Consider the following 24,312-nt stretch of genomic DNA (forward strand, 5'->3'; position numbering starts at 1 on the left):
CTAAGAATTAATTCATGCAATTCAATAAATTCAATGACTTAAATTAACTCAGATGAATAAAAATACATGATATTATCGTGAATTATTGTCAGCTTTCCTTGGCAATAAATAAAAACTAATGAACTCGTCCATCTGTCGAAACTCTTCATTGTGTTCTTTTTAAAAGCGAACTATATTGAGGCCATGAAAGGTATCATTTTATTAAGTATTGCTTGTGCAATCTGGGGTCTTGGCTTTGCTGGAACTCGATTTACACTAACTGACTATTCTCCTGTTTGGTCAAATTCACTACGCTATATCTTTGCTGGTTCATTTGCCTTTGTGATTTTATTTTTTAGAAATGATTTCAAAAAACTAGCGGGTAATAAAAAAGAAGTTATGGGTGGTCTAATTTGCTCTGCACTTCTTATGATGGCCCTTCAGCTCCAAACTGTTGGTATTGCCATGACAACAATGGCAAAGGCCGGCTTCTTTACTGTTTTCTACGCTATTATTACGCCGATTATCTCCGTTCTCTTTCTTGGTCAAAGAGTTCGTAAAACATTCTGGCTTCTACTATCAACTTCTATGCTTGGAATTATGATGATGAACGGAATGGACTTTAGTAATTTTAATATGGGAGATATTTTTGTTATTGCTTCGGCAGTCTTCTTCTCTCTTCATATTATTGCTACAGATCGCTACGCTAATGATGTTGAAGCTGTTCGCTTCAATTTTCTGCAGTGTATTTTTATGGGACTTATGGGCCTAATATTTGCTCTGATCTATGAAGGGCCGACTAGCTTATCTGTTCTTTATACAAACTCACCATTTAACTTCCCATCACCACTATGGGGATTCTTAATACTTTCGATCTTTTCTTCTTTGATTGCATTCTCGCTGCAAATAACGGCCCAAAGAAGTATCCCTGCTCACATTGTAGGGTTAGTCTTCTTAAGTGAATCAATCTTTGCAGCTTTATTTGGTTATATTTTATTTGGGGAAACGCTAGATCCTACAGCGATTGCTGGATCGGTGGTTATTGTTATATCTGTCGCACTTGTGCCAAAATTTACTAATATTAGAAAAGATGAAAGTGAATCTGAAGAATTATTAGAAAATACCGGGGCATCGTCTGTTGTCAACGATACCCGAGCATAAGTAATAACGACCTTAAGCCGCTAATGGTATATCGTTTGAAAATGGAAAAATAACGTTATCTATTTGAGTTGGGATTACTTCTTCAACGATAGTTGCGAACTCGTCCTCTGTGAGGCCATTGATTTGTGCCTCTGACCAAATGATTTCTAATTTTTCATTAAAGACATTACAATTAAACTCGCCTTTAATTTTCGATTGAGAAACGATTGATTTAATCTCATCTCTTGCATGGGCAATAAACGTCTCTCTAAAGTTTTCAATATTCATTTGTGTTCTCCTCGTCATTTAACCAAGGGGCAACCCTCTCTGGAACCCTTTTGGCTATTTAGCTATTATGCAAAGGTTTCGCTAAACTCTAACGAGAAAAATAATTTGATCTAATTTCAGATAGTTAAAATATGAACAAAGAGGTCAATCGTAGTGATTTTATTGAATTAGGTAATTTAAAAGTGCCATAGTAATATGCCAGCTTCAATAAAAACATAGACTTATAAATTCACGTAAATTTATAGCGAACAACTCGTAAGTCCTTTCTTTTTCAAGTACTTTTGGTGGTACTCTTCGGCAACGACATAATTATTCAACAATTCGAGTTTAGTAACAATTGGATTTTTAAAGCAACCACTTTCTTCAAGCTCTTTAATGGCTTTTGCTCCAGCTTCTTTTTGTGCTTCGTTACTATAAAAAATCACACTACGATATTGAGATCCAACATCAACGCCTTGGCGATTTAAAGTAGTTGGATTATGGTTATTAAAGAAGATATCTAATAGGTTTTCAAACTTTATTATTGATGGATCATAAGTAATTTTAACTACTTCAGCGTGACCAGTTGTATCAGTACAGACTTCTTCATAAGTCGTTTGGTCGCTTTTTCCACCTGCGTAGCCAACTTCAGTTTCAATGACTCCCGCAAGCTTTCTAAAGGTTTCTTCGACACCCCAAAAACACCCTGCTCCAAAAACTGCGACTTCGATATTGTTCATTGCAAACCTCCGATTTATTTCGTAATTTAACCGACATATGAGCAAGAAAACAAGAAAATTCTTAGAAAAGAAATTTGAAAAAGAACTAGAAATAGCAAAAGAAAAGGCCGTTCACGGACAACATGAGATCATCATTATTTTAGATCATCTAAAGGGTGGCTTTAATATTGGAAAGATACTCAGGTCATGTGAGATCTATAGTGTTCACGAAGTTCACATTGTTGGAACAAAGTTCTTCGATGTAACCATTGCCAAAGGTGCACTCAAAAGAGTAAAGACATTCTTCTATGATAATATTGAAGATTCGATTGAGCGAATTAATGAACTTGGCTACACTCCTCTTACTCTCGATTCAAATGCACAGACATTTTTAAATGAAAGTGAACTTCCTAAGAAGTCTGCCTTTATCTTTGGCCATGAAGAATTTGGTCCACTAAAAGAAATGCCTGGAATTGAAAGACTAAAGATCAAGCAATATGGAATGACAGAATCTTTAAACGTCTCTATTGCTGCAAGTATTGTCATGTACGAATACACTAACCAACACGCTAGCGAGTAAAGTAAAAATGATTGAAACAAATAACCTCACAAAGAAATTTACTAGTTATAAAAAAGAAGAAGGATTTAAAGGAAGTATTAAATCGTTCTTTAATCGTAACCCTATAACAAAATATGCCGTTAACGACTTTAGCTTCAAAGTTGAAAAAGGTGAAATTAAAGGCTTACTTGGTCCTAACGGAGCAGGAAAAACAACACTTATGAAAATGCTTACGGGAATTATTGTTCCCTCAAGCGGAGAAGTTACAATTGCAGGCTACAAACCTTGGCAACGTGACAAAGAATTCAGAAAGAAGATAGCTCTAGTTATGGGGCAAAAGTCTCAACTTTGGTGGGACATTCCGGCCATGGACTCTTTTCAATTACTTCAAAAGTATTATGAAATCCCAGATGACCAATTCAAAAAGAAGCTTGGTTACATGGGTGAACTTTTAGATGTAACAGAATTATTTCATATTCACGTAAGAAAGCTTTCTCTTGGGGAAAGAATGAAGCTTGAGTTAATGGCATCTCTACTCCATGAACCAGAAGTATTATTCTTAGATGAGCCAACGATTGGACTAGATTTAGTAGCACAAGAGAATATGAGAAATTTCTTAAAAGAATATCACGCAAAAAATGAGCTATCGATTATTCTAACATCACACTACATGGCCGATGTTCAGGCGCTTTGCAAAGACCTCGTTCTAATCTCAAAAGGTCAAAAAGCATATGATGGCCCACTTCAGAATCTTGAAAAGATCCTTGGAGATAAGAAATCAGTATACTTCAGCTTTGATAGGGCCATTGATACAAAAGAAGAGTTCTGGTCAAAGCTTGATTGCGACTTCTTAGATAATGCTTCAAGTGTAGAGTTAAGAGTTGATAAGGAAGAGCTTTCAGAGATTTCTGCGGCAATTCTATCAAAATATCCAGTTGTTGATTTTCATACGGAAAAACTTCCAATTGAGAAAGTTATGAAGAAGATCATGGAGAATCCGGAGATTCTAAGTAATGTCTAATCTTATAAAATGGTGGCAAACCATTAAGATCTCCATTGTAAAGTACACGGCATACCGCCTAAATTTCTTCCTCCAAATAATTGGACCGGCACTGGTGTTTCTCTTTATCAAATACAACTTGTGGACGGCAATTTTTGAAAGTACAGGAAGTGATACAATTAAGGGCTATACGCTTAAGGCGATGCTTACGTACCACGTCTGGGCCTTTGTGGTTTCACAACTTGCCCAAGGTCATACTGCACTTAACTTGGCCCTTGATATTCGAATGGGAAGGATTTCAACATATCTAATCTACCCTTTTAATTTTTGGGAGTTTCATACCGCTTCATTTATTGGCTTTCAAATTATTCAATTATTTGTAACAGGTTTTGCAATATTCTTGTTTTCGATAATTGGTATTTTACCAAGTGTCGACTTACCGACACTTCTAAATGGTGTTGGGGTTTGTCTTTTTGTAAGCCTCTTTTGGTTCTCGCTACAATACTTAACGGGTGTTATGGCATTTTGGTTAGAAGAAACATGGATATTGAGAGTTATGCTTCAGATGATCACAGTTTTCTTATCAGGTGCAATTATTCCGCTAGAACTATATCCGGACTTCTTTAGAGAAATCCTTATGTATACACCATTTCCCTATCTAACTTACTATCCAATTAAGGTTTTCATGGGAGAGGCCGTAAGCTATGCAACTTTTTTTAGTGTCCTATCTCCATGGCTAATCCTTGTTAGTGTTATCAGTGCATTAACGTGGCGTCGTGGGATTAAACTTTACACAGCGGCGGGGATGTAATGAGTTTTAGTTCGGAAATTAAACACTATCTTTCAGTATATAAGAAATTTATCTCTACAAGTACTGCCGTGGCCATGAGCTTTCGTACGAGCTTTGTTCTTATGGTTATGATGGATCTTATGTTCTTTGGTTCGGCTTACTTCACTGTTGATTTTATTTTTGATCACGTGGATATGGTCATGGGTTGGAATCGAAACCAATTCATGCTCTTTCTCTCATATGTCTTATTAGTTGATGGCTTCCACATGATTATTTTGAGTCAGAATTTTTGGCGCTTTAGCGATGATTTAAAATCAGGTCAGCTAGACTACACAATCTTAAGGCCACTAAGTTCTATCTTTAGTGTCTTCTTTAGGAATGTAAGGCCTTCCTCAATTCCGACTTTAATTCCTGCAATTGTAGTATTTAGTTATTATGCAAACATAAACAATTTCTCTCTTTTTCAGTGGTTATTAGTTCCTCTGCTGTTAATCCTATCTTTGGCCCTACTGGCAGTTGTCGAGTTTGTCATAAGCTGTGCAATGTTTTGGTTGGTAGAGGGTGTAGGTATTAACTTCTTTAGAATGCAGATGCAGCAACTTTCGCGTTGGCCGGATCTGATATATGGTGCCGCAACGAAGAGAGTCTTTTCAACTCTTGTTCCAATTTTACTTGTAGGCTCGGCCCCTATTCATTTCTTACTAGATATGAGTAAGTGGCACTACCTACTTTTAATGGTAGTTGCCACTGGTGTATTTTGGTTTATCTTGTTAAAGCTTTGGGAACGTGGACTTCAAGTCTACGACTCGGCTTCTTCATAGGCCATATTTAAGCAGCTTGTCTTCTTTCACTTTCTTCACCCAAGAAGACAAGCTCGATCTCTCCAATTGAACGATTCACAAAGCTAACTTCATTTAAAAGCTGATCTGCGATATTTGATGCACCTTTAGCAATTCCAGTATTTGACTTAGAAGAGACATCGATATTTGAAATTGAATTTTGTAACTCAGAAATCCCCTTTGATTGCTCATACGTTGCAGTAGTAATTTCTGTAATTGAGTTAGTAACATTCTCAACACTATCGACAATTTCTTCAAGAATTTGCCCACACTGATTTGCTACTTCAGAGCCAGAAGTCACACTATTTCTAACTTTTTGAACAAGATCAGTAAGCCTCATATTAGACTCTTCAACAATTGAGTTTACTTCATTAACACTTGTGCTAACCATATCTGAGATTTCAATTGAAGCATTTCCACTCATTTGGGCCAATTTACCGACTTCTTCAGCAACTACGGCAAACCCTTTTCCAGCTTCTCCTGCCCTTGCAGCTTCAACTGAAGCATTAAAAGATAAAAGCTTTGTTTGAAAAACGATATCATTAATAATTTGAGTTCTTTCCTCAATGCGATTAATTAACTCAACGATATGAAGCATCTTCTTATTGTTATCCGTAAATTCACCAACCATCACATCAATATCACTATCAATACCATTCATAGAATGAATCATTTTCTTAACAATTTTCTTACCGACTGCAGCCTTGCCTAAACTCTCCTGTGCTAAATTATTTGAAACCTTAGCATTATCAGCAGTCATCCTGACCATAGAACTAATCTCTTCTAGAGAGCTTGAAGATTCTTGTAATGATGAATCTTGTCTTTCACTAGATAGCGATAGTTCATTAGATGTCGATGCAATACTCTTTGCACTTTTTGTCAGTGATCGAGATGTATTAGTTAGAGCAGTGATCGTTGCCTTTATTTTTTGCGATATATTAGATGCATAAGCAACACCGATAGAGAAGCCAAGGATAATTCCAATTAAAGAAACGACGACTAATGTAATTTGTAAGCTACGAGCTGTTGAACTAACCACTGATGCGGAAGTGAGAACTTCTTTAGACAGTCGTTCATTGTATTTATCTAAAACTCTTTGGTAATTTTCAGCAGCTTCTGGACAGTGAATTAAGAAAATTTCTTGAAGTTCAGATCTCGCCTTCTCGTTATTAATCTTTGCAAGTTCAACTGCTCTACCACCAACTTTCTTGAAGTCATTCCACTGTACTTGAAGTTCATTAAATATTTTTTGTTCTTCTGCATTAGAAATAAGACGACTTAGTTTATTAGCAGCTAATTCATAATTATCAATCATCTTTAGAGTGTTAGAAATAGCGCTTTCTCTATTTCTTCGATCCAGGTCCTCAAGCCCAAGAGTTCTAACTTGAATTCGCGTTTTCTGATAACTAACATCCATTTCACTTAGTAATGAATTTCGAGGAATAATATTCTCGTTAAAGAAGCTTGATTGCTCACTCAATTCACTTACACCGAAGTAAGAAACAGTACTTATAACAATACTGACAACTGATAAAAAGAAACATAGTAGAATTAACTTAACTTTAAAATTCTTATTCTTCATTTATCCTCCATAACCACTTGAAGTATCGTACAGAGGCAAGTTTAATTAAAGTTTAGTATTTAAACTAAACCTATACAGAATAAAAATAAATAGAATTGGATATGTTGAATTCTAACAATTTAAGCAATAAAAAAAAATCAAAAAAAATCAAAAGTAAAATTAGTGGGACTCAATTTTTTCGCACGCGCCTTGATGTTTTATTTGCACTTTTTGGCAATTTGCGTTGCAAGCACTACCGTAAGTCTTTCCATCAACTCCACACACTGGCATCCAAATCATCGGACAGATACATGGTGCTTTCCCCTGTGGATGATGAGGCTTCATCGGAGAAGTAGCGTCGGGCCTTAGTTGTTTTTTATTTGTAGTCTTATTTTCTTTATTATCACATGCACCGTCAGAGATTTCAGTGGCCCCTGATGCTTGTGCCATACAACGATTTGAGTAAGTCTTCCCATTCCCACAAACAGGACTAAATTCTTTTGTACACTTAAATGCGTAACTATTAATTGTTAGAACAATCGCTAAAAAGAATTTCATATCTACCTACTTTTTTCGAAGTTTACACATGTACAAAGGACCTATTTCTCCCTTCGCATCCGGTAGAAATATTGTACCATATTCAGTTTTTTCTCCAAAACCGAAAGTATTTAGTTCTTGAACAAGCTCAACTTGGTCAGCTCTTTTTTTAAGAACCTTAGCTATAACTTCATCATTTTCAAGACTAGATATAGAACATGTTGAATACAGAACTTCTCCGCCACTTTTAAGGGTCAAAAGGGCCGAACACAGAAGCGAGTATTGAGTGGCCGCAAGATTCTTAGTTCTCTTCTTAGACCACATATTGAGATATTTTTGATCATTTAAAGTATGACGCTCTCCGGAGCATGGTGCATCGAGAAGAACAAAATCGAATTCATCTTTTAGGTTTAGGCCATACTTATTGCCATCAAAGCCGCGAATATCAATGACATCCCTCATCTCTTCTGGCACATACTCTGAAATAACACGGCGTAGGCGCTCTTTTCGATTTCGAGAAAGCTCATTTAAAACAAGGTGTCCCTTTCCTTGCATTTCTTCAAAAAGAACTAAACTCTTACCTCCAGGGGCCGCACACATATCAAGAACTTTGGATCCCGGAGTTGGATTTAGATTACGAGCAACGATAACGCTAGCAGCATCCATGATATAGTGGGATTTAATTTGCTGATTTTCACTCACTTCGCCATTAGCATAAACTCCTGCAATGATTTCATCGGAATCAATAAAATCACCTTCAAACCAAATATTACGACGATAGGCCTTTTCCTCTTTCTTTGTGAAAGAGTCCTTTAATGAAGGCCATCTCTGGCCCCACATTTGTGAGTAAAAATATTCAAAGCCCTCTGGGCCTTTCGTTGGTGCAGCTTGGTTTTTCATGCGCATCATGTTACTAAATAAGGCCTAAACAGCAAAGTAAAGGATCGTGAAATGGAAAAATTTATTGATCAAATTATCAAAAATTTAAGTGCCAATGGCTTCCCTGAAAAGAAAGTCTCACTTCCAACTGAAAAAATGTATGAAGTTGCAGATAATAAAGGTTTAAGCCTTAATAAAGTTCTCGAAGAATTAAGAGAAAAGAAAATGATCGACAGTGAAATCGGTCCAGAAAAGATCGTCTTTTCAATGCAAAAATTTGAAAATCAACAAGATATGTACGCTAAGGCACAAGAGATGATGTCTCAAATGTCACCAGAAGAGCTACAAAAAATGCAAGATATGATTCAAAACATGTCTCCAGAGCAGCGTGAACAAATGATGGAACAAGCAAAGAAAATGGGGATGATCTAATAGAATCATTTTTTTCTACTCCACTTTCAAGTCTAGAAGACTTCATCACAGAGCATGGATTCACAAGAGTTCATGCTCAAACGATCTATACTCAGATCTATAAGCACGGTGCAAAATCCTTTGAAGAAATTTCTGGATTACCACAAAAGCTTTATTCGTTATTAGAAAAAAAGTACTGCTTTGATTTTCTTGAGATCGCCAAAATTCAAGAATCAGTTGATGATAAAACAGTTAAGCTCTTATTCAAGTTAAGCGATGGGCGCACAGTTGAAACAGTCTGTGTCCCTTTTCAAAAGAAGTATACTCTTTGCCTCTCTTCACAAGTTGGTTGTGCAATGAAGTGTTCATTCTGCTTTACTGGAACTCAAGGACTAACACGCTCTTTAGAAAAGAAAGAAATTATTCTGCAATACATACAAGCATATGCCTATATCAAAGAGAAATTTGAGGGCCACCAAGCAGCTCCTAATATTGTTTTTATGGGTCAAGGAGAGCCTCTTCATAATATTGATAATGTTGCAGATGCCATTGAGATTCTAAAAACCACAGAGGGCATGGGACTAGGTCCAAGGCAAATTACTCTTTCAACGGCCGGCTATCTTCCAGGAATTAAAAGATTTAGTGAATTAGGAAGCGTTAACTTTGCCCTAAGTTTTCACTCTCCATTTAATGAAGAAAGAAATGAGCTTATTCCATTAAATAAAGCCTACCCTATTGCGGACCTCATCGAAGAGCTTAAGTCTATAAAGCTCATGAAGCGACAATTTCTAACTTTTGAATATTTAATTATTCGCGACTTAAATCATACGAGAAAACACGTTGAAGAAATTGGAAGGCTATTAAAAGATATGCCTGTAATTTTCAATCTAATTCCTTTTAATGAATTTCCAGGTGCACCCTATAAGAGGCCAGAGATGGCAGCAGTCGAAGAGTTTAAAGCTGGGCTTATGGAGTTGGGGTTTCATGCAATGATTCGCACAACTAAGGGCGATGATATTCTAGCAGCTTGTGGCCAATTAACATCACAAGAAACGCTTAGCTAATTCACTATCAGGAATTGGACAAGTATCCATTTCCTCACCAATTCGATATCGATTATTAGCAACTAGTTCATATAGCCAATTTCTTATCACCTTGGGAACGATCTTAAATATATTGAAATACCCATGGCCAAGCACATCCATCACAGCAATGACCGCATCCGACTTAGTAGAAAGCTTACCATTTTGATAAAAAACTACTGTCGACAGATTCTTAACAAAATCTTGTTGAAGATAATTCAAGGCCTTTGGGTCCTGTAAATTACAGAATTTTACCTTTTTCTTGTGGTCAATTCGATAAATAAACTTGACGAGCCTATTACATATTAAGCACTTACCGTCGATGAAGATGATATTCATACTATCCATTCTACACCATCTGCCAAATTGTAAAAATTATATTTGCTGAGTTAGAACTACATTGTTCATATTAAGTATGTTAGATTTTGCCAACTTTTACCCTATTATCGAGAGAGCAATCTATGAAGAAAATTCTACTTCTTGGTGTTAGTGCCATAACCCTTTTAAATCTTACGTCATGTGGGAATCGTTCAAGTATTTATGACGACAAGGGACCAACTATTAACAGTCAAGGCCTAAAAGGTGATGCTGTTGCTTCAGAAGTTTCAAATGCAAACTTTGTTTGTGACAGATTTTCAAAAAATGGATGTATTGATCAAGTCCTACTTATGGGTAAATTAAATCGTGGAAAACTTCAAACATGTGCAGCTTTCTTTGTTGGTGAAAATTTAATTGCGACAGCAAAGAAATGTCTTCCAAGCAAGCAAAAAGATCAGTCGTACTCTGACTGGCTTGACTCAGCTTGTTCGGCAGTTGCTTTCAAAGACCTTAAAGGTTTCACATATACTTGCTCATCAATTGAAAATCAAAAATATTCTGAAATTGCTCTAATCTCAACAAAGCAAAAGTCAAAAGTTGGATTTCTTGAAACAACTAATGAAGGTATTAACTTTGGTGGAAAGAACCAAATCTTTGAACTTACAAGCTTTAAAAAAGGTTTTGAAATTAACTATGCTTTATCAGAAGGTAAATACACGAGAGCAAAGAAAGAGTGTAATGGACTTACAGATTCACTTCTGACAACAATTAACGGATCAAAAGATTCTAAGAACTTTGTCCTTTCAAATTGTGCAATTGATTGGAACTCAACTGGTTCTCCAGTTCTAGTTGATGGAAAAGTTGCTGGTATGCTTCATGGTAAAATCGAAGGTGATGCAGATTTTGGAACAAAAGTGAGTGATAGAGATGGTGTTGCAGTTGCTGAAAACTTTGCATGTCAAACTAAGTTTAACGCTAATACTCCAGCTGCTTGTGATCTTCATAAGCTTGGAGATAAAATTAACAGCCTAAAAAAGACTCTAAAAAATGCCCTTGTTAATAATGGGACAGCTTTTGATGCAAATACTCAAGATATTACAATCTTTAGAAAAGATTCAAATCTAATGGTTCTAGCAACTGAAAAAGCAACGACTTGTGCAACAGAAGGTGAAAAAGGAAGCTTCCAAGCTTGTAAGGTAAACTTACCACTTAAGAACAAATTCCTTTCAACTCTTGATCTTGCAAATGTCGCTCTTGATTGTGACAACGCCGTGACAACAAATTGGAAAACAATCAAAATTGATGAGAAGCTAACAAGACAATTTAGCTTTGAAGACTATACTTTAGATGGATACCACGCTGATAGATTTTGGATAGAAATTCCAGCTTGTGAATAAGTAGTAAAAAGAAAAAAATATAAAGGCCGCTCAATCAGCGGCCTTTTTTATTTAAAGTGTATTTTGTAGAAACTCTCTCATTAATTCCCAAGACTCTTTATCTGCTTTTTCATTATAGGCCAATGGAAGATTAAATTTCTTCCCATTCTCAGTCGCCTTAGGATTCGTGAAGGCATGAGTTGCACCTGGTAGGTTCACAAATCTCATAGGAAGCTGCGATCTTCTTATAACCTTCTTAAAATTAGCGATATCGTCTTTTGACACTAACGGATCATCTGCACCATTTATTACAAGTAGCTTTGCCTTTGAGTTCTTTGTGACTTTTTTAATCCCACCTAACGAGCCGTGAAAAGAGACAACTCCCTTCAAGTCTGCTCCTTGGGTAGCATTGAAAAGAACCACAGCACCACCAAAGCAGTAACCGATCGCTCCAATTCGTTCAGCATCGACACTTGGCTGCTCTTTTAAAAGCTCCATGGCCTTATTAAATTTGGCCTTTAGAAGAGTTGGATCCTTAAAAGCTTCAGTAGCAAATTTCATTGCATCCTTAGGATGATTTGCCTGTTTTCCATCTCCATACATATCCAGTGCAATAGCATTGTAGCCAAGCTCAGCAAGTTGATCTGCTCGCTTACGAGCATATTCATTATGTCCCCACCATTCATGAACAACGACTATTCCAGGTCTCTTATCATTCTCATTTCCAGTCAGGGCCATATAGCCCTTAAAAGTCTTATCCCCTACTGTGTAATCAACATTCTCCGTTGTAACAGATGAACAGCTTACAAAGCCCATCATCATAAAAATTGGCAGTAAAATTCTCATTTTTCCTCCTAAAATATTGACTGCCACAACGCAATCAGATAATTATGCATTATGACAAAAACAAGCCTATATAATTTAACTTTAGAAAGTTTCCCATATGATGAAGCAAAAATCATGGGAAAGTGGGTCTATAAAAAGTTAAATTTTAATCCTGACACCTGGGAGAATGCTCCACGTGTACTTAGAGAAAAGGCAAAAGAATATGACCTATCACTGCTAAAAATTCTTTGGCAGGGACTTTCGAAGGACGGAACACGTAAGTTTCTTCTTGGTTTAGGTGATAAGAACTCAATTGAAGCGGTTCTTATTGAAAGTGAAAATGATAAGCGTCTAAGATCGACTCTGTGTATTTCGTCACAAGTCGGATGTGCTATTGGTTGTACTTTTTGTCACACAGCAACTCAAGGGCTCACAAGACACCTGCAAACTTCAGAAATCGTAGGACAATACCTAACTGTCTCTAAGTGGATGCAAGAGAATGTCGATCCAAAATATCAGATTTCAAATATTGTTTTTATGGGTCAAGGTGAACCACTTCATAACTTCGAGAATGTGAAGAAGGCTTGCTATCTATTAACTGATCCACTAGGTATTGCACTAAGTAAGCATAAAGTTACAATTTCAACATCAGGTTTAGTACCAAAGATCAAACAATGGGAAGAACTACCAGATGTGAATGTTGCCATCTCTTTGCATGCAATTAGAAATAATCTACGTAGTGAGCTGATGCCAATTAATAAACGCTACCAAGTTGATGATCTTCTTGAGGCACTAAGATCAATTCCAGTTAAGAACTCTCGTCGTATAATGTATGAGTACCTCTTAATTAAAGATCTTAATGATACGCAAGAAGATATTGATGGGTTGATAGAAAACCTTCCGAAGAAGGAATCAAAGATTAATATCATCCCATTTAATGAGTATCCTGAAAGTAAGTTTAAACGCCCAAGTGATGAACATATTGAATGGTTTCAAAGATCACTTCAAGCTGCAGGTCTTACTTGTACAGTTAGAGAAACTAAGGGTGATGATATTCTAGCGGCTTGTGGCCAACTGAAAACACAATACGAAAAACTTAATCTTCCATCGTAATTAGATTAGCGAGTCTTTAACAAGTGCAAGAATATCCTTAACAAGCAAAGAGTTCTTCTTCTCTACTCGATAAACTAACGCAATTTGGTCCTTAACTATCGGTGAGTTATTTACAGGAACGAGGTTCTTATAATTAGAGGCCACACGACTTGGAAGAAGACCAATACCAAACCCTTCATTTGTGAGCTTGGCAATCACTTCTAAGTTATCGCTTTCAACATGACCATCGATTTCAATCGAGTCATTTTTAAGCTTTCTTAGTAAGTCCTGACTTTGTGCTAATTGAGGATTAAAAATTAATTTATTATTTTTTCTTTTTGGTCGGCTCGACTCAAAAAGCTTAACCTCATCGAGCCCCATCTCATTAATAATAAGGTCTGGATGTTTTATAGGATTAACGACAATTCCAAAATCAACTTCAAAATCAATAACTTTTCCAGTAATGATGCGTGAAGAATCGTGAATTAAATTGAAATTTAAACGAGGATACTTCTCGTATATCGAAGGTAGAATATGTGGGAGAGAATATATTGCAACTGAAGGATGAATACCAACCTTGAACTCTCCAATAATTTCTCCACCTTCTTGATTAAAGATATTCTTAGCATCTTGCCAGTCTTGTAAAAGCTTATTTGCACGATGATGAAATTCTTCACCAAATTTAGTAAGTTCAATTCCGCTTTTAAGTCGAATAAAAACAGGAGCACCAAGTTCCTCTTCTAATCTTTTAATTGAATAACTTAATGCCGGTTGTGTTAACCCAAGTTGTTCTGAAGCTCTAGTGACATTCTTAAGCTTGGAAACAATAAGAAAATTTCTTAAGTCATCTAATTTCAAAGACATTCGATACCTACTTTATTAATTCATTAATTAATTTTTTATAATCCATTCCTGCTAATTTTGCGGCCATGGCAAATTCATCTTTTGTTGCGACATTTGGATTGGGGTTGGCCTCAATTATATAAGGAATACCTTCTGGACATACTCGCAAATCAATTCGTGCATAACCTGTTAGCTCTAATACTTTATAAGTTCTTTTACAAATTTTTATAATCTTATCTTCCAGCTCTTTTGTTATCTTAGCTTTTCCAGTCTCAATACCTTTATCCTGTCTATATTTAAGACTCCATTTAGCTTTTTCAGAGTAAAGCTTAGCAAGTGGATTATCGATATTATTAAAAGCAAGCTCTAAGATGGGAAGAACCTTCAGTCTTTTTGCTCCCATTACTCCAACGAAGAACTCACGACCTTCGATAAATTCTTCAATAATTACATCTTCCTCATATTTATCCATAAGATAAATAATGCGCTCAATTGCCTTTTCAGGAGATTTAACTATAGATGCCGAACTAATTCCAAGAGATGCATCTTGATAGAGGCATTTTACAATTAATGGATACTTTAATTTCTTCGATATTTTCGTAACTTTGGCTTTTGAGCGGCTTGTGAAAACCTGAAACCCAGGTGTCTTAATCCTGTGGTACGAAAGAAGTTTTTTGGCCAACGCCTTATCTCTTGCTATCATGAGCCCGCGTGGATTGGCCCCTGTATATTTAACTTTCAGTAATTCAAGGTAAGAAACAACGTTTTGATCAAAGAGTACTTTTCCATCAAATTCCTCTAAGAGATTAAACACAACGTGTGGCCTAAACTCTTCAATGGCCTCTCTTAATGGCATAAGATCAGAGTAGACACCAACGATATTAACTTCATGACCTATTTCTTTTAGTGTTGAAATAACATTATATTCCGTAATCCACGGTTTAAATTCAAAGTCGTCTTTTTTCTTATCTTCTTTAGATATATCAGCTGGAGGAATGAGATCAGAATGAACAAGAACTAACACTCTTTTCTTTCTTTTATGACTTTTTTCTTTCTGGCTCACATGACTATCCTGTCGCGCCCCTCTCTAAAGTATTTATCAGCATGCGATAACACAATATTTTGTATGATTTGAGGGCCATACTTATTTGGAATCATAAGCTTTTTAGAACTTGAGATACTTTCCAAATCATTTACAACAGATTCTATTTTATATTGATATTCTTTTGTCAGCAAGGATATATCCCTAACGAGCTCTCTCCTTAAACCACCGATTACTTTATCTAGCTCTATTCCTGTCGTTTCATTATGGATAAGGTACTTTTGAATATGATGTATACTACGACGTGCTTGAGAGCTTTTACGTAATTTCTTTCTTTTAAGCTTAAGATACTCTCTTACTGTTAATTCACTTTCTTCAATACTATCAATCTCTTTATAACAAATGACGTTTGGCTTTTTATTACTTAAGGCCTTCATCATATTATCAACATACTTTAATTTTTTAAGAGCAGGCCAATTTTCATAGACTCGTTTCCAATTAGAACGTGGAGTTAGCCATACTGAAAATGTTTCAGCAAAATCTTCTTCTGGATGAGCTTGTGCATAGTTGTCTTCGAGATGGTACACAAACTTCTTTGAGAACTTCTTGGGTTCATAAAAAGTAGGATATGCGATTTCATGATCGCCAAAGATTGATTTTCTCTGTTTGTCGTCTTTTAGAAAATATGCATTATCCATGACATGACCACATTCATGTCTCAAAAGCTTCATGAACCAGTCATGAGTCTCCCCCTCACAAGCACCTGTAAATTCTTTTTCTAATTCAATTAGTTTTGGATGCATGAGGGTGAAAGGAACGGCAATGCCAGAGATTGAATCTGGACAAAACCACTCGTCACTTAGCCAAACTTTTGGCTTTACGAGTAATTTCTTTGCCGAGAGCTCGCCAGTAAGTTGATCTAAACAAGGAGCAAATTTACTTTTTTCAAAGCAAATATCAAGCTCCCACAACTGAGCGTTGAGAATGTCTTCACGACAAGCGAGGTCCAAATTCAATTTAATCATATTAATCTCTTCAAAGTAGTGGCGATTATAGCCCTAACCAGAAGAAATTAAAGAGATTTTAGCGACCTATGAATTATTTATCAGTTCATAAGTCGTTAATACAAACTTGGCCGTTGCGATTGATTTTTATTTTAAAATCAACGCCTTTAATCTTTGCACGAATATGGGATAAATGCGTGTTAATTGTCTTGTTTGTAACAACAACAGGGCCCCATGTACCAAGAACTAGCTCTTCTAATGTATAGATTCGCTTTTGACTTGAAATTAAGAAATTTAAAACTTTGAATTCTGTCTTAGTTAATGAAACCTCTCCATCATCAACAAAGACTGTCTTTGTGTTGGTGTTGATTCGTAAATTACGAAATCCGATCCACTCATTTTGAAAAACAAATGACATATTTCTTTTCTCCTCCCCCCTCATTTATTTACCTTAAGGGCAAGTGAGATATTACACAAGCTGTAAAATCAACAAGTTACGAATCTTATCGCTACTAATTAAAATAAGTTTGTTTAGGCTAACAATTTTAGCCATTTGACGCTTTATTCTTTAGAGATCGTGCAAACAGATTTGATTATTTCGATTAATTCTTATTCTAAAGTCAACGCCTTTTGTTTTATGACGAAGATGAGTTAAGTGAGTATTGACAGTTTTATTTGCCACTTCCACATCACCCCAAATATATTCAACTAGTTGCTCACGCGGATAGATTCTTTTTCCGCCACTTAATAAGAAATATAGTATTTTATATTCCGTCTTTGTTAATTCGATTTTGCGATCATCCACTAGAGCAAAACGATTTTGTGGATCGAGAGTTAAATTTCGAAAACTAAGTTGCTTTTCACCCGTGGCCTTGTCATTGTCATAAGCGTGCATATTCATTCTCCTCTAAAACTGTAGTTGAGAGAATTTTATTCCATTGAACAAGTCCATGTTTTTGAGGTAAAAAAAGACACATAAAGAATATTCAGTTATTAATTTATATTAAATATTATTAATCAAAAGATAAGAGAGTTTGATGGAAAACAAGAAGGCACTTTTTTGGAGTGGTGGGCTTAGCTCACTAAGTTGCTTAAAACTTTTAATAAAAGAAGGCACAAGCAAAAGTGATATTGTTCTCATTACTCTACTTTCAAAAGAAGGTAATGAAGTTGGCCATACTGGTATACCAGAGGAAATCATCTCTCTTCAGGCCAGGTATATGGGCATCAAGCTTGTCAGGCTCTACAATGATGAAATAAGTTCTAAGGTCTTAAATAAATTGAGTGAACAGAGTTACAATTTTTATAGTGGCCAAAGAAATGATAAATTTTCAAAAAATCCTATTATTGCAAATCTAAAAATAAATACACCATTTCTCGGTTTATCTTATACAAAGCTTCTTGAAGATCAAATTAATCGAGCAATTTTAACAAGTGTGGATAGAGAAGATCATCAACGTTTTCTAGGAAAAGAACTTAAAGATATTGAGATAAATTTTGATGAGATGGATATTGATACTTTTGTTGTTTTTGATCCACTCATGAGAATTCGTATTCCTTTTTCTAAAAATATCATTATCGAAAAAGATAACCACTTTATTTGTAAAATAAGAAATGTCTAATGCCAAAGTATCATCAGAGACTTTGAAATTTCTTTAACATTACTATCATACTTGCTTGCCCCTTCAGTCATATAATCGTTAGTGATCATATTTGGAGGTCTTATGAAGAATAAAAGAAAATTCTTATTTGTAGGTGCGCGAATACTTATGGGAGCCACCCTACTTTTGGGAGGAGTTACTCCAGGACTTGGCTTACTTACAGAATCTCAATACACACCTGAAGCGTTAGCTTTCATTAATTCGCTTCAAGACACCGGATATTTATACTACATGATTAAAACACTTGAGATTGTCTTAGGTACAATGTTCTTGTTAAACTTATTTGTTCCACTAACCGCTGTTATCGCTGCACCATTAGTAATTAACATTTTATTCTTTGAGCTTTTTCTTTGTAATTCATATTTAATTGCACCGATTATTCTCATCGCTTGCGAACTTATTGTTTACCGCGAACATCGAAAATTATTTAATTGGCTATTTAAATACCAGATTCATACACACACGAATGATCTCGATGCACCAGATATGATAATTCTATCTGATTTAAAAGAGAAAGATCCAAAGATGTACCAGAACGTTGTTGATTCTCAGTATTATCATAATATTTAAAACAAATATTGAGTTGGCCCGTTATCTGTTTAATTGACAGATAATGGGCTTCTTGTAACTATCTTCCTAAATAATTTATAAAGATAAAGGTGAACTCTGTGAAATTCAGAGACTGTCCCGCAACGGTTAGAGTCCGAGCCCTTCAATTTTATTATGTCTCGGAGGAAGATCATAAAAACACTACTTTATTACGCCACTGCATTCTTACCATTAACATCAATTGCACAGATTACAATTAAGGCCACAAAGCTCGACACAAGTTCAGAAAGAATAACGAGTGCTGTTACTGTAATCACTCGTGAAGAAATTGAAAACACTGATGCCACAACACTTCAACAGCTCTTACAAAGTAAAGCAGCTATCTTTATTGGCCAGACAGGTCAAATTGGATCTGCTTCTAGTCTTCGACTACGTGGGTTGCCTAGCGGTTTCTCAAAAGTTCTCATCGACAATATTGAACTAACTGATCCTACTGATATCAATAATTCATATCAGATTAATCATCTTAATCTGGATAATATTGAGAGTATTGAAATTCTAAAAGGTAGTCAGTCAATTTTATACGGATCAAATGCCATTGGTGGTGTTTTAAAGATCAATACAAAGAAAGGTATAAAGAGCTCTAGTGTTAGAGCTGAGTATGGAAGTTATAATACGGCAAAGCTTGCGGCCCAATCGAGTGGTCACATGGAAAGGCTTAGTTACGGTGTTAATTTTTCATATCTTCAATCAGATGGATATTCTTCAGTAAATGAAGATCGATTAACAAATGCTGAAGATGACTCTTATAAGAACCTAAGCTTCTCATTAAACACGAGCTATCTAATAAGTAATCAAATGGAACTAAACTACCAAGGTCAGTTCATTGATTCAGAAATCGAAATTGATGGCTTCAATTTTGTTCCACCATTTAACCCTATTGATGTGGCAGACAATGATCTAAATAAGTACAAGCAGTACAATAACTATCTGGGGCTTCGCTATAATAGCTCAGATGAGAGATTCAGCCTTACTCCAAGCATTAGGTATTCGACAATTAGAAGAGAGGATCCTCAAGGCTTCACTCCACTATTTCGCGGTGAAGAAACTGATGTAAAGCTAGATGCCACTTATGAATTCTCTAAGAGCTTAAATTCATTCTACGGTATCCAATATCTCAAACAAGATGACTTAACACTTGGAAACTATAGTGAGCTCTTCTCTGTTTATACAACTTTCAATTACGCTTACAAGAACTGGTTTTCAGATCTAGGTGTACGCTTTGATAAATTCTCAACTTTTGATTTAAATACTATCGCTAGTATTGGCCTTGGTTATAACTTCACAAGAGAACTTTCTCTAAAGGGTCATTTTTCTGGAGGTTATAAGCTTCCTACTCTTTACCAGATTGCAAATCAATTAGAAAAACTTGACCCAACAGATAGTATCAATAGTGAACTTACACTTTCCTATAAGAAAATTACTTATCAAGCAGAACTTACTGTATTTAATTATGAGCTCAAGAATCAAATCGATTATGACACGATTAATATGGGTTATCTAAATATTGCAAAATCTGAGATTCAGGGTATTGAATTTAACTTTAATCAAGAGTTTCAAAACTCATTTACACTCGCAACTTCTTTAACAATTCAGAAAGCGACAAATAAGGTTACTAATTTGGATCTTGCTAGAACACCAAAGGCACTTGCAAGTGTAGAGTTAGGATACAGAATAAACGATTCTCAAAGAATTACAAACTGGTGGCAATATGTAGGAAAACGAGAAGACTTTGGAAGTATGCCTTCTTATGTAATCGGAAATCTTAACTATGAATATCAGAACTTTAATTTCAAAATCATTAATATCCTCGACAAGGATTATGAAAATATTCGTTACTACGGAACGATGGCACGTAGTTATTTCCTAGGCTACAAGCTCGACTTCTGATGATATTTCTTTACCATCGCAATAGCGATGGTAAAGAATATTATTGATCCAATATTTAAAAAGTAGAAGAAATTAATCGCATCCTTTGCGCCAAAATTGTCAGCAATAACACCAAAAACAAAGTGCATAATAGCAATACTTACTCCGATATAACTCATCGTCTGGGCCAATACCACGTGATTCTTTTTTGGAAAGTTATTTGAAACCCAATCAACGATAACAGGAAAACAAAAAGACATGAACAAGGCCGTCATTGGATAAAAGATATGGTGAAATTGTCCTAAACTAAAACATATCAAGCTTGTTAATAATGAAATGTAGATTAACTTATTCGATGATAATTTAATATTTAAGAAGGCAAAGCCTAGCCTTCCTAACATAAGAAATAAAAAGAAGTAAGACAGATAATTATTAGCGTTAATATCTGAATAATTATGAGCTTCAACAAGATAGAATTTCAATCGAGAAGAGAGCATGATTTCAGATGCAACATAGAAACCAGCAAATAAACCAATCATCAAATTCATTAAAAAAGCATTTGGCATTGAACCATCGTTCTCTTTTATTTCGTCATGATGAGTGTCTTCAATAAAGAAAGAATAAATAAATACTAATGCACATGGTATTAATAAGAATTTAAAGAAGTGAATCCAATCAGAATTTAAGAAATAAAATAGGGAAAGAATTTGTGGGGCCAATAAAGAGGCTACACCGTAGACACCGTGAAGTCCTGATAAGTAGCGCCTTTTATGTTCTGAAGGTGCACCATTATCAACCATGAAATTCATGGTGATACCAGTAATACCGAAACCGAATCCGGCCCACGCACCAAAGAAGAGACTCAAGTCAAAATTTAAAAAGTCTCCACCTAGTCCAATTCCAAACGTCCCTATCCCCATCATAACCATGGCCATTCGAGTTGCTCTCACAGGGCCAAAACTCGGAAGCCAAAATGAAGTAGTAAGGTATGCAATGAAAGAAGTTATGGACATCAAAGAGAATATCAATGAACCTTTATCAGGTCTGATTTGAAAATATTGTAAAAGCTCAGGATAAACACTACCGCGTCCATTATCAATAAGGCTTAAGGCCACAAGTGATAAGTATCCTAAAGAGACATAACCAAAATTTTTCAAATCAACTTCCTTCTAAATCAATTAAGCAATTAGTGACTTATCTTTGAATAGAATCCAAAGCTGATGAATTGCTCTAGTTGCAGCAAGGTGCAGTCTTTTTCTTGCAGTATTATTAACTGGATAAACATCCTTATCACAGTCAGGAATAATAACGTAATCAAACTCAAGACCTCTAATTTGCTCAACTGTTGTCACATCTACACCTGGTCTCAACGAAAAGTTCTCATCAAGTACAAGTCTAATACTTCCAACTTCTTCAATCTCTGAGTATAGCTCTCTTGCAATACTTTCTTTCGAACAAATAATAGCAATTGAAGCTTTCGGTTCACGGTTCATTAGTTCTACAAGTGCACTACTGATGAGCATTGAAGCATGCTCAAGGTGCTGCACAGACGTTTCAATGATCGGTCCTCCATCTCTTTTCGATTCAGGAAGCTCTTTTGGAGCCAATGGCCCAAGAACATTATGTGCAAAAGAAACAATTTCTTTTGGAGAACGATATGAAACATTAAGTTCTTCAACTTGCATATCATCCACATCAAGCTCAAGTGTATGACAAACATCGTGCCATGAAGTGAATTCAAAAGTGCTATCAATTTGTTGAACACTATCTCCTGCAATCGTGAAGTTTCCTTCTTGATGTTTAATTTGCCCAAGCATAATTAGTTCTGATTTTGAAAGCTCTTGTGCCTCGTCTAAGAAGATATGGCGATACGATTTAAACTCACGTCCAAAGTAGCGAAGGTGACCAAATTGCTTAACAATTAAGTAATTAAATAGTGGAAGATCATACTTATCAACAAATCCTGAAACATCTTGTCCATGATTTGCATAATCCGAATCTTTATCTAGTCCTTGAATTTGTTTGGCCGTATAAAATTTTAAATCATTTAACATGTGAGTCGTTACCATACGATTTGTCATCTCAGGTAGCCTCTCCATACGCTTTGAATCAGAAAAGATATTAAGTAATTCTTCTCTTACATTTTTAAAGCCATTTAAAATCTTTTTCACTTCAACTTTTAAAACAGAGTCACGTGTATTTTCATAAAGGTTCTTAACACGAACATAAAGTGGACGAGTGCGATCTTTAGTAAAAAACTCAAGGTCTGTCCCTTTAAGCTTCTTTTCAATATTTAATTCTTTTTCTGCTAAGTACTCATCAATAAGCTTTAGTAGCTTTGGATTTCTTTTTATTGTAACGATTGAATCAAGAGGATTATCTTCGATCTTCTTAGGAACCGAGCGCATATTTTGGAAGACAATCTTTTTAATTAGATCATCAAGAGTCGATACACGTACTTTTTCAAGTTGTGATTCAATTAAGAGTTTCTTTGATAATTTCACAAGTCCGTTATTTGGAACGATTACCATAACTTCTTCTTGGCGAATTCCATCTTCACGACAAAGCTTTGCAATTCGATATAAAGCAACTGTCGTCTTACCACTACCAGCACCACCTGTAATAAGAAGAGGTTTTTTAGCACTTTGATTAACGAGATCGTACTGAGTCTTATCAAGTAGAGAAATAACTTCTGGCCCATCAAATCCAGTGCGTCCACTACCAAGACTCTGGTTAGCACTCCCTTCTCCACCAGCAAGTTTTTGTGTTGATTCACTTAAAGAAATCCATTCTCTATCTCTTAGAACATTTGTGTTTCCTTCTCGATCAATTCGCACAAGTTGCTTGTCTCTAACAGTTAGGATTGATTTTTCTAATATATGCCCTTCGATAATTCGATCATCTAAGTCGAAATCAAAATCATCCCCCTCACCAAATTGATAGAAGATTCTCGCCATCGGTGACTTTTTCCAGTCAATAATTTTAAACTTTAACTCTTTATGTGAAAAAGGCGTATGCCCAATAAGAAAGTCTTTTAACTTTCCATTTTGTTCAATCTTAAAATGACCAAAGAACGGCGACTCTGCATTAGGTAAACTCTGGTGTTGCTCATAACGATCTGCTAGTTGATTAAGAAGGTTCATTTGCTGGATAATTCCAGGAAGGTCATCTTCCTTACAATTAAGAGATTCATCTCTAAGGGCCTTAATATTCGCTGCAATATCGGCTAATGCTGCAGCATTCAAATCTGGAACTCTATTAATTAAATCAACAGTTTGCGCAAGGAAATCATTGATCTTTTGGATATATTCTTGATTTACTAATTCACTCATTCTTTATTTGCCTTTAATCATCTAGCTTGTTAGTGTTGACCTTTAATTTTTTATATTAATAATCAACAATTAGAGGGCCCTATTATGCCAAAAGTTATCGGATTTCACTACACATTAACGAACTCAAAGAACGAAGTTTTAGACAATTCTGCTGAACATGGTCCACTAGTTTTCTTAGAAGGTGTTGGTCAGATCATCCCAGGTCTTGAAAAAGAAATCGTAGCAATGAATGTTGGTGATAAGAAAGTTATCAATGTACCTGCTGCTGACGCATACGGTAATATAAATGATGAACTAGTTATTACTGTGCAACGCTCACAATTCCCAGAGGATGCACAACTTAATATTGGTGACGTATTCCAAGTTAACCAAGACCAAGGACTTCCTCCATTTGCAGTTATTGCAATTGAAGGCGATGAAATTACTTTAGATGGTAACCACCCACTTGCAGGTGAAGACCTAAACTTTGATATTGAAATCACTGAAGTAAGAGAAGCAACAGAAACAGAACTTGCTCATGGACATGCTCATGGACAAGGTGGATGTGGCCACTAATCAATCTTTACCTTTTTTAAGTT

At 35.6% G+C, this 24,312-nt stretch carries 27 protein-coding genes and 1 riboswitch; of the genes, 13 read left to right on the plus strand and 14 right to left on the minus strand.

Annotated elements, in window-relative coordinates; all coding sequences use genetic code 11:
- Positions 1-183: 183 nt before the first annotated feature.
- Positions 184-1,140, plus strand: coding sequence for a DMT family transporter (locus ACMAYX_RS10590; RefSeq protein WP_412470863.1), 957 nt, complete (start codon positions 184-186; stop codon positions 1,138-1,140).
- A 12-nt stretch (positions 1,141-1,152) separates the two neighbouring features.
- On the opposite strand, the gene ACMAYX_RS10595 is transcribed toward ACMAYX_RS10590, so the two are convergent.
- Together ACMAYX_RS10595 and msrA are read right to left on the minus strand one after the other, a co-directional pair.
- Positions 1,153-1,407, minus strand: a complete 255-nt coding sequence (locus tag ACMAYX_RS10595) for a hypothetical protein (RefSeq protein WP_103216451.1) — start codon at positions 1,405-1,407, stop codon at positions 1,153-1,155.
- 239 nt (positions 1,408-1,646) lie between these two features.
- A complete protein-coding gene (msrA, locus tag ACMAYX_RS10600; RefSeq protein WP_412462930.1) occupies positions 1,647-2,126 on the minus strand; it encodes a peptide-methionine (S)-S-oxide reductase MsrA in 480 nt (159 codons plus the stop codon).
- A 37-nt stretch (positions 2,127-2,163) separates the two neighbouring features.
- Between msrA and ACMAYX_RS10605 the strand changes: the two genes are divergently transcribed.
- Genes ACMAYX_RS10605 through ACMAYX_RS10620 form a run of 4 tightly spaced genes read left to right on the plus strand, consistent with a single transcriptional unit; the run spans position 2,164 to position 5,275 of the window.
- Complete coding sequence (locus ACMAYX_RS10605) at positions 2,164-2,685, plus strand: TrmH family RNA methyltransferase (protein WP_412469865.1); 522 nt, start codon at positions 2,164-2,166, stop codon at positions 2,683-2,685.
- Positions 2,686-2,692: 7 nt separating this feature from the next.
- Positions 2,693-3,685 (plus strand): ATP-binding cassette domain-containing protein, encoded by a 993-nt coding sequence (locus ACMAYX_RS10610; protein WP_103216448.1) that lies wholly within the window; start codon positions 2,693-2,695, stop codon positions 3,683-3,685.
- Complete coding sequence (locus ACMAYX_RS10615; RefSeq protein ID WP_103216447.1) at positions 3,678-4,475, plus strand: ABC transporter permease; 798 nt, start codon at positions 3,678-3,680, stop codon at positions 4,473-4,475. Before ACMAYX_RS10610 ends, ACMAYX_RS10615 begins: the two co-directional genes overlap by 8 nt.
- Positions 4,475-5,275: an ABC transporter permease gene (locus ACMAYX_RS10620; RefSeq protein WP_103216446.1), complete on the plus strand. Its 801-nt coding sequence runs from the start codon at positions 4,475-4,477 to the stop codon at positions 5,273-5,275. The genes ACMAYX_RS10615 and ACMAYX_RS10620 overlap by 1 nt, the downstream gene beginning before the upstream one ends.
- Positions 5,276-5,282: 7 nt before the next feature.
- Here the strand turns inward: ACMAYX_RS10620 and ACMAYX_RS10625 are convergent, their stop codons facing one another.
- From ACMAYX_RS10625 to ACMAYX_RS10635, 3 genes are all read right to left on the minus strand, one after another.
- On the minus strand, positions 5,283-6,875 hold the full coding sequence (locus ACMAYX_RS10625) for a methyl-accepting chemotaxis protein (RefSeq protein WP_412470865.1): 1,593 nt from the start codon (positions 6,873-6,875) through the stop codon (positions 5,283-5,285).
- Between the two features lie 159 nt (positions 6,876-7,034).
- Positions 7,035-7,412, minus strand: coding sequence for a Kazal-type serine protease inhibitor family protein (locus tag ACMAYX_RS10630; RefSeq protein WP_103216444.1), 378 nt, complete (start codon positions 7,410-7,412; stop codon positions 7,035-7,037).
- Between the two features lie 6 nt (positions 7,413-7,418).
- Positions 7,419-8,291, minus strand: coding sequence for an RsmB/NOP family class I SAM-dependent RNA methyltransferase (locus tag ACMAYX_RS10635; protein ID WP_158246759.1), 873 nt, complete (start codon positions 8,289-8,291; stop codon positions 7,419-7,421).
- A gap of 51 nt (positions 8,292-8,342) precedes the next feature.
- Here ACMAYX_RS10635 and ACMAYX_RS10640 point away from each other — a divergent pair, with 51 nt between their 5' ends.
- Positions 8,343-8,702, plus strand: coding sequence for a hypothetical protein (locus ACMAYX_RS10640; RefSeq protein WP_392990989.1), 360 nt, complete (start codon positions 8,343-8,345; stop codon positions 8,700-8,702).
- A gap of 44 nt (positions 8,703-8,746) precedes the next feature.
- On the plus strand, positions 8,747-9,745 hold the full coding sequence (gene rlmN, locus ACMAYX_RS10645) for a 23S rRNA (adenine(2503)-C(2))-methyltransferase RlmN (RefSeq protein ID WP_412472122.1): 999 nt from the start codon (positions 8,747-8,749) through the stop codon (positions 9,743-9,745).
- Here the strand turns inward: rlmN (ACMAYX_RS10645) and ACMAYX_RS10650 are convergent.
- Complete coding sequence (locus ACMAYX_RS10650) at positions 9,725-10,102, minus strand: thiol-disulfide oxidoreductase DCC family protein (protein ID WP_412469867.1); 378 nt, start codon at positions 10,100-10,102, stop codon at positions 9,725-9,727. The two genes, rlmN (ACMAYX_RS10645) and ACMAYX_RS10650, sit on opposite strands and share 21 nt — an antisense overlap.
- A 122-nt stretch (positions 10,103-10,224) precedes the next feature.
- Here ACMAYX_RS10650 and ACMAYX_RS10655 point away from each other — a divergent pair, with 122 nt between their 5' ends.
- Positions 10,225-11,478, plus strand: a complete 1,254-nt coding sequence (locus ACMAYX_RS10655) for a hypothetical protein (RefSeq protein WP_412462934.1) — start codon at positions 10,225-10,227, stop codon at positions 11,476-11,478.
- 51 nt (positions 11,479-11,529) lie between these two features.
- Here the strand turns inward: ACMAYX_RS10655 and ACMAYX_RS10660 are convergent, their stop codons facing one another.
- On the minus strand, positions 11,530-12,303 hold the full coding sequence (locus ACMAYX_RS10660; protein WP_103216438.1) for a dienelactone hydrolase family protein: 774 nt from the start codon (positions 12,301-12,303) through the stop codon (positions 11,530-11,532).
- 51 nt (positions 12,304-12,354) lie between these two features.
- Here ACMAYX_RS10660 and rlmN (ACMAYX_RS10665) point away from each other — a divergent pair, with 51 nt between their 5' ends.
- Positions 12,355-13,395 carry a 23S rRNA (adenine(2503)-C(2))-methyltransferase RlmN gene (rlmN, locus tag ACMAYX_RS10665; protein ID WP_412469868.1) on the plus strand — a complete coding sequence of 347 codons (1,041 nt, stop codon included), beginning with the start codon at positions 12,355-12,357 and terminating at the stop codon, positions 13,393-13,395.
- Here the strand turns inward: rlmN (ACMAYX_RS10665) and ACMAYX_RS10670 are convergent, their stop codons facing one another.
- The 5 genes from ACMAYX_RS10670 to ACMAYX_RS10690 form a co-directional block, all read right to left on the minus strand.
- Complete coding sequence (locus ACMAYX_RS10670) at positions 13,396-14,238, minus strand: LysR family transcriptional regulator (protein WP_103216436.1); 843 nt, start codon at positions 14,236-14,238, stop codon at positions 13,396-13,398.
- 7 nt (positions 14,239-14,245) lie between these two features.
- Entirely contained in the window at positions 14,246-15,280 is a 1,035-nt protein-coding gene (locus tag ACMAYX_RS10675) for an ATP-grasp domain-containing protein (RefSeq protein WP_412462935.1), read from the minus strand.
- Positions 15,277-16,284, minus strand: coding sequence for a putative zinc-binding metallopeptidase (locus ACMAYX_RS10680; RefSeq protein ID WP_103216434.1), 1,008 nt, complete (start codon positions 16,282-16,284; stop codon positions 15,277-15,279). Before ACMAYX_RS10680 ends, ACMAYX_RS10675 begins: the two co-directional genes overlap by 4 nt.
- 85 nt (positions 16,285-16,369) lie before the next feature.
- The gene (locus tag ACMAYX_RS10685; protein WP_158246757.1) at positions 16,370-16,681 is read right to left on the minus strand and encodes a winged helix-turn-helix domain-containing protein; all 312 of its coding nucleotides are present in this window, start codon (positions 16,679-16,681) and stop codon (positions 16,370-16,372) included.
- Between the two features lie 150 nt (positions 16,682-16,831).
- Positions 16,832-17,158, minus strand: coding sequence for a winged helix-turn-helix domain-containing protein (locus ACMAYX_RS10690; RefSeq protein ID WP_158246756.1), 327 nt, complete (start codon positions 17,156-17,158; stop codon positions 16,832-16,834).
- A gap of 142 nt (positions 17,159-17,300) precedes the next feature.
- Here ACMAYX_RS10690 and ACMAYX_RS10695 point away from each other — a divergent pair, with 142 nt between their 5' ends.
- The 3 genes from ACMAYX_RS10695 (at position 17,301) to ACMAYX_RS10705 (ending at position 20,423) form a co-directional block, all read left to right on the plus strand.
- A complete protein-coding gene (locus ACMAYX_RS10695; protein ID WP_412472274.1) occupies positions 17,301-17,885 on the plus strand; it encodes a hypothetical protein in 585 nt (194 codons plus the stop codon).
- A 102-nt stretch (positions 17,886-17,987) separates the two neighbouring features.
- Positions 17,988-18,494, plus strand: a complete 507-nt coding sequence (locus tag ACMAYX_RS10700; protein ID WP_103216430.1) for a hypothetical protein — start codon at positions 17,988-17,990, stop codon at positions 18,492-18,494.
- Positions 18,495-18,565: 71 nt separating this feature from the next.
- A riboswitch (adenosylcobalamin-variant (AdoCbl-variant) riboswitch) is annotated at positions 18,566-18,692 on the plus strand.
- Complete coding sequence (locus ACMAYX_RS10705; RefSeq protein ID WP_412471941.1) at positions 18,648-20,423, plus strand: TonB-dependent receptor plug domain-containing protein; 1,776 nt, start codon at positions 18,648-18,650, stop codon at positions 20,421-20,423. Its footprint overlaps the riboswitch before it by 45 nt.
- Here ACMAYX_RS10705 and ACMAYX_RS10710 read toward each other — a convergent pair.
- Together ACMAYX_RS10710 and ACMAYX_RS10715 are read right to left on the minus strand one after the other, a co-directional pair.
- The gene (locus tag ACMAYX_RS10710; RefSeq protein ID WP_392990974.1) at positions 20,405-21,559 is read right to left on the minus strand and encodes an MFS transporter; all 1,155 of its coding nucleotides are present in this window, start codon (positions 21,557-21,559) and stop codon (positions 20,405-20,407) included. The two genes, ACMAYX_RS10705 and ACMAYX_RS10710, sit on opposite strands and share 19 nt — an antisense overlap.
- 21 nt (positions 21,560-21,580) lie before the next feature.
- Positions 21,581-23,734 carry a UvrD-helicase domain-containing protein gene (locus ACMAYX_RS10715; RefSeq protein WP_412469872.1) on the minus strand — a complete coding sequence of 718 codons (2,154 nt, stop codon included), beginning with the start codon at positions 23,732-23,734 and terminating at the stop codon, positions 21,581-21,583.
- Positions 23,735-23,818: 84 nt separating this feature from the next.
- On the opposite strand from ACMAYX_RS10715, the gene ACMAYX_RS10720 reads away from it, so the two are divergent.
- Positions 23,819-24,289 carry an FKBP-type peptidyl-prolyl cis-trans isomerase gene (locus ACMAYX_RS10720; protein ID WP_103216426.1) on the plus strand — a complete coding sequence of 157 codons (471 nt, stop codon included), beginning with the start codon at positions 23,819-23,821 and terminating at the stop codon, positions 24,287-24,289.
- The last annotated feature ends 23 nt before the right edge of the window (positions 24,290-24,312 follow it).

Source organism: Halobacteriovorax sp. RT-2-3, assembly GCF_047085075.1.
GTDB lineage: Bacteria > Bdellovibrionota > Bacteriovoracia > Bacteriovoracales > Bacteriovoracaceae > Halobacteriovorax_A.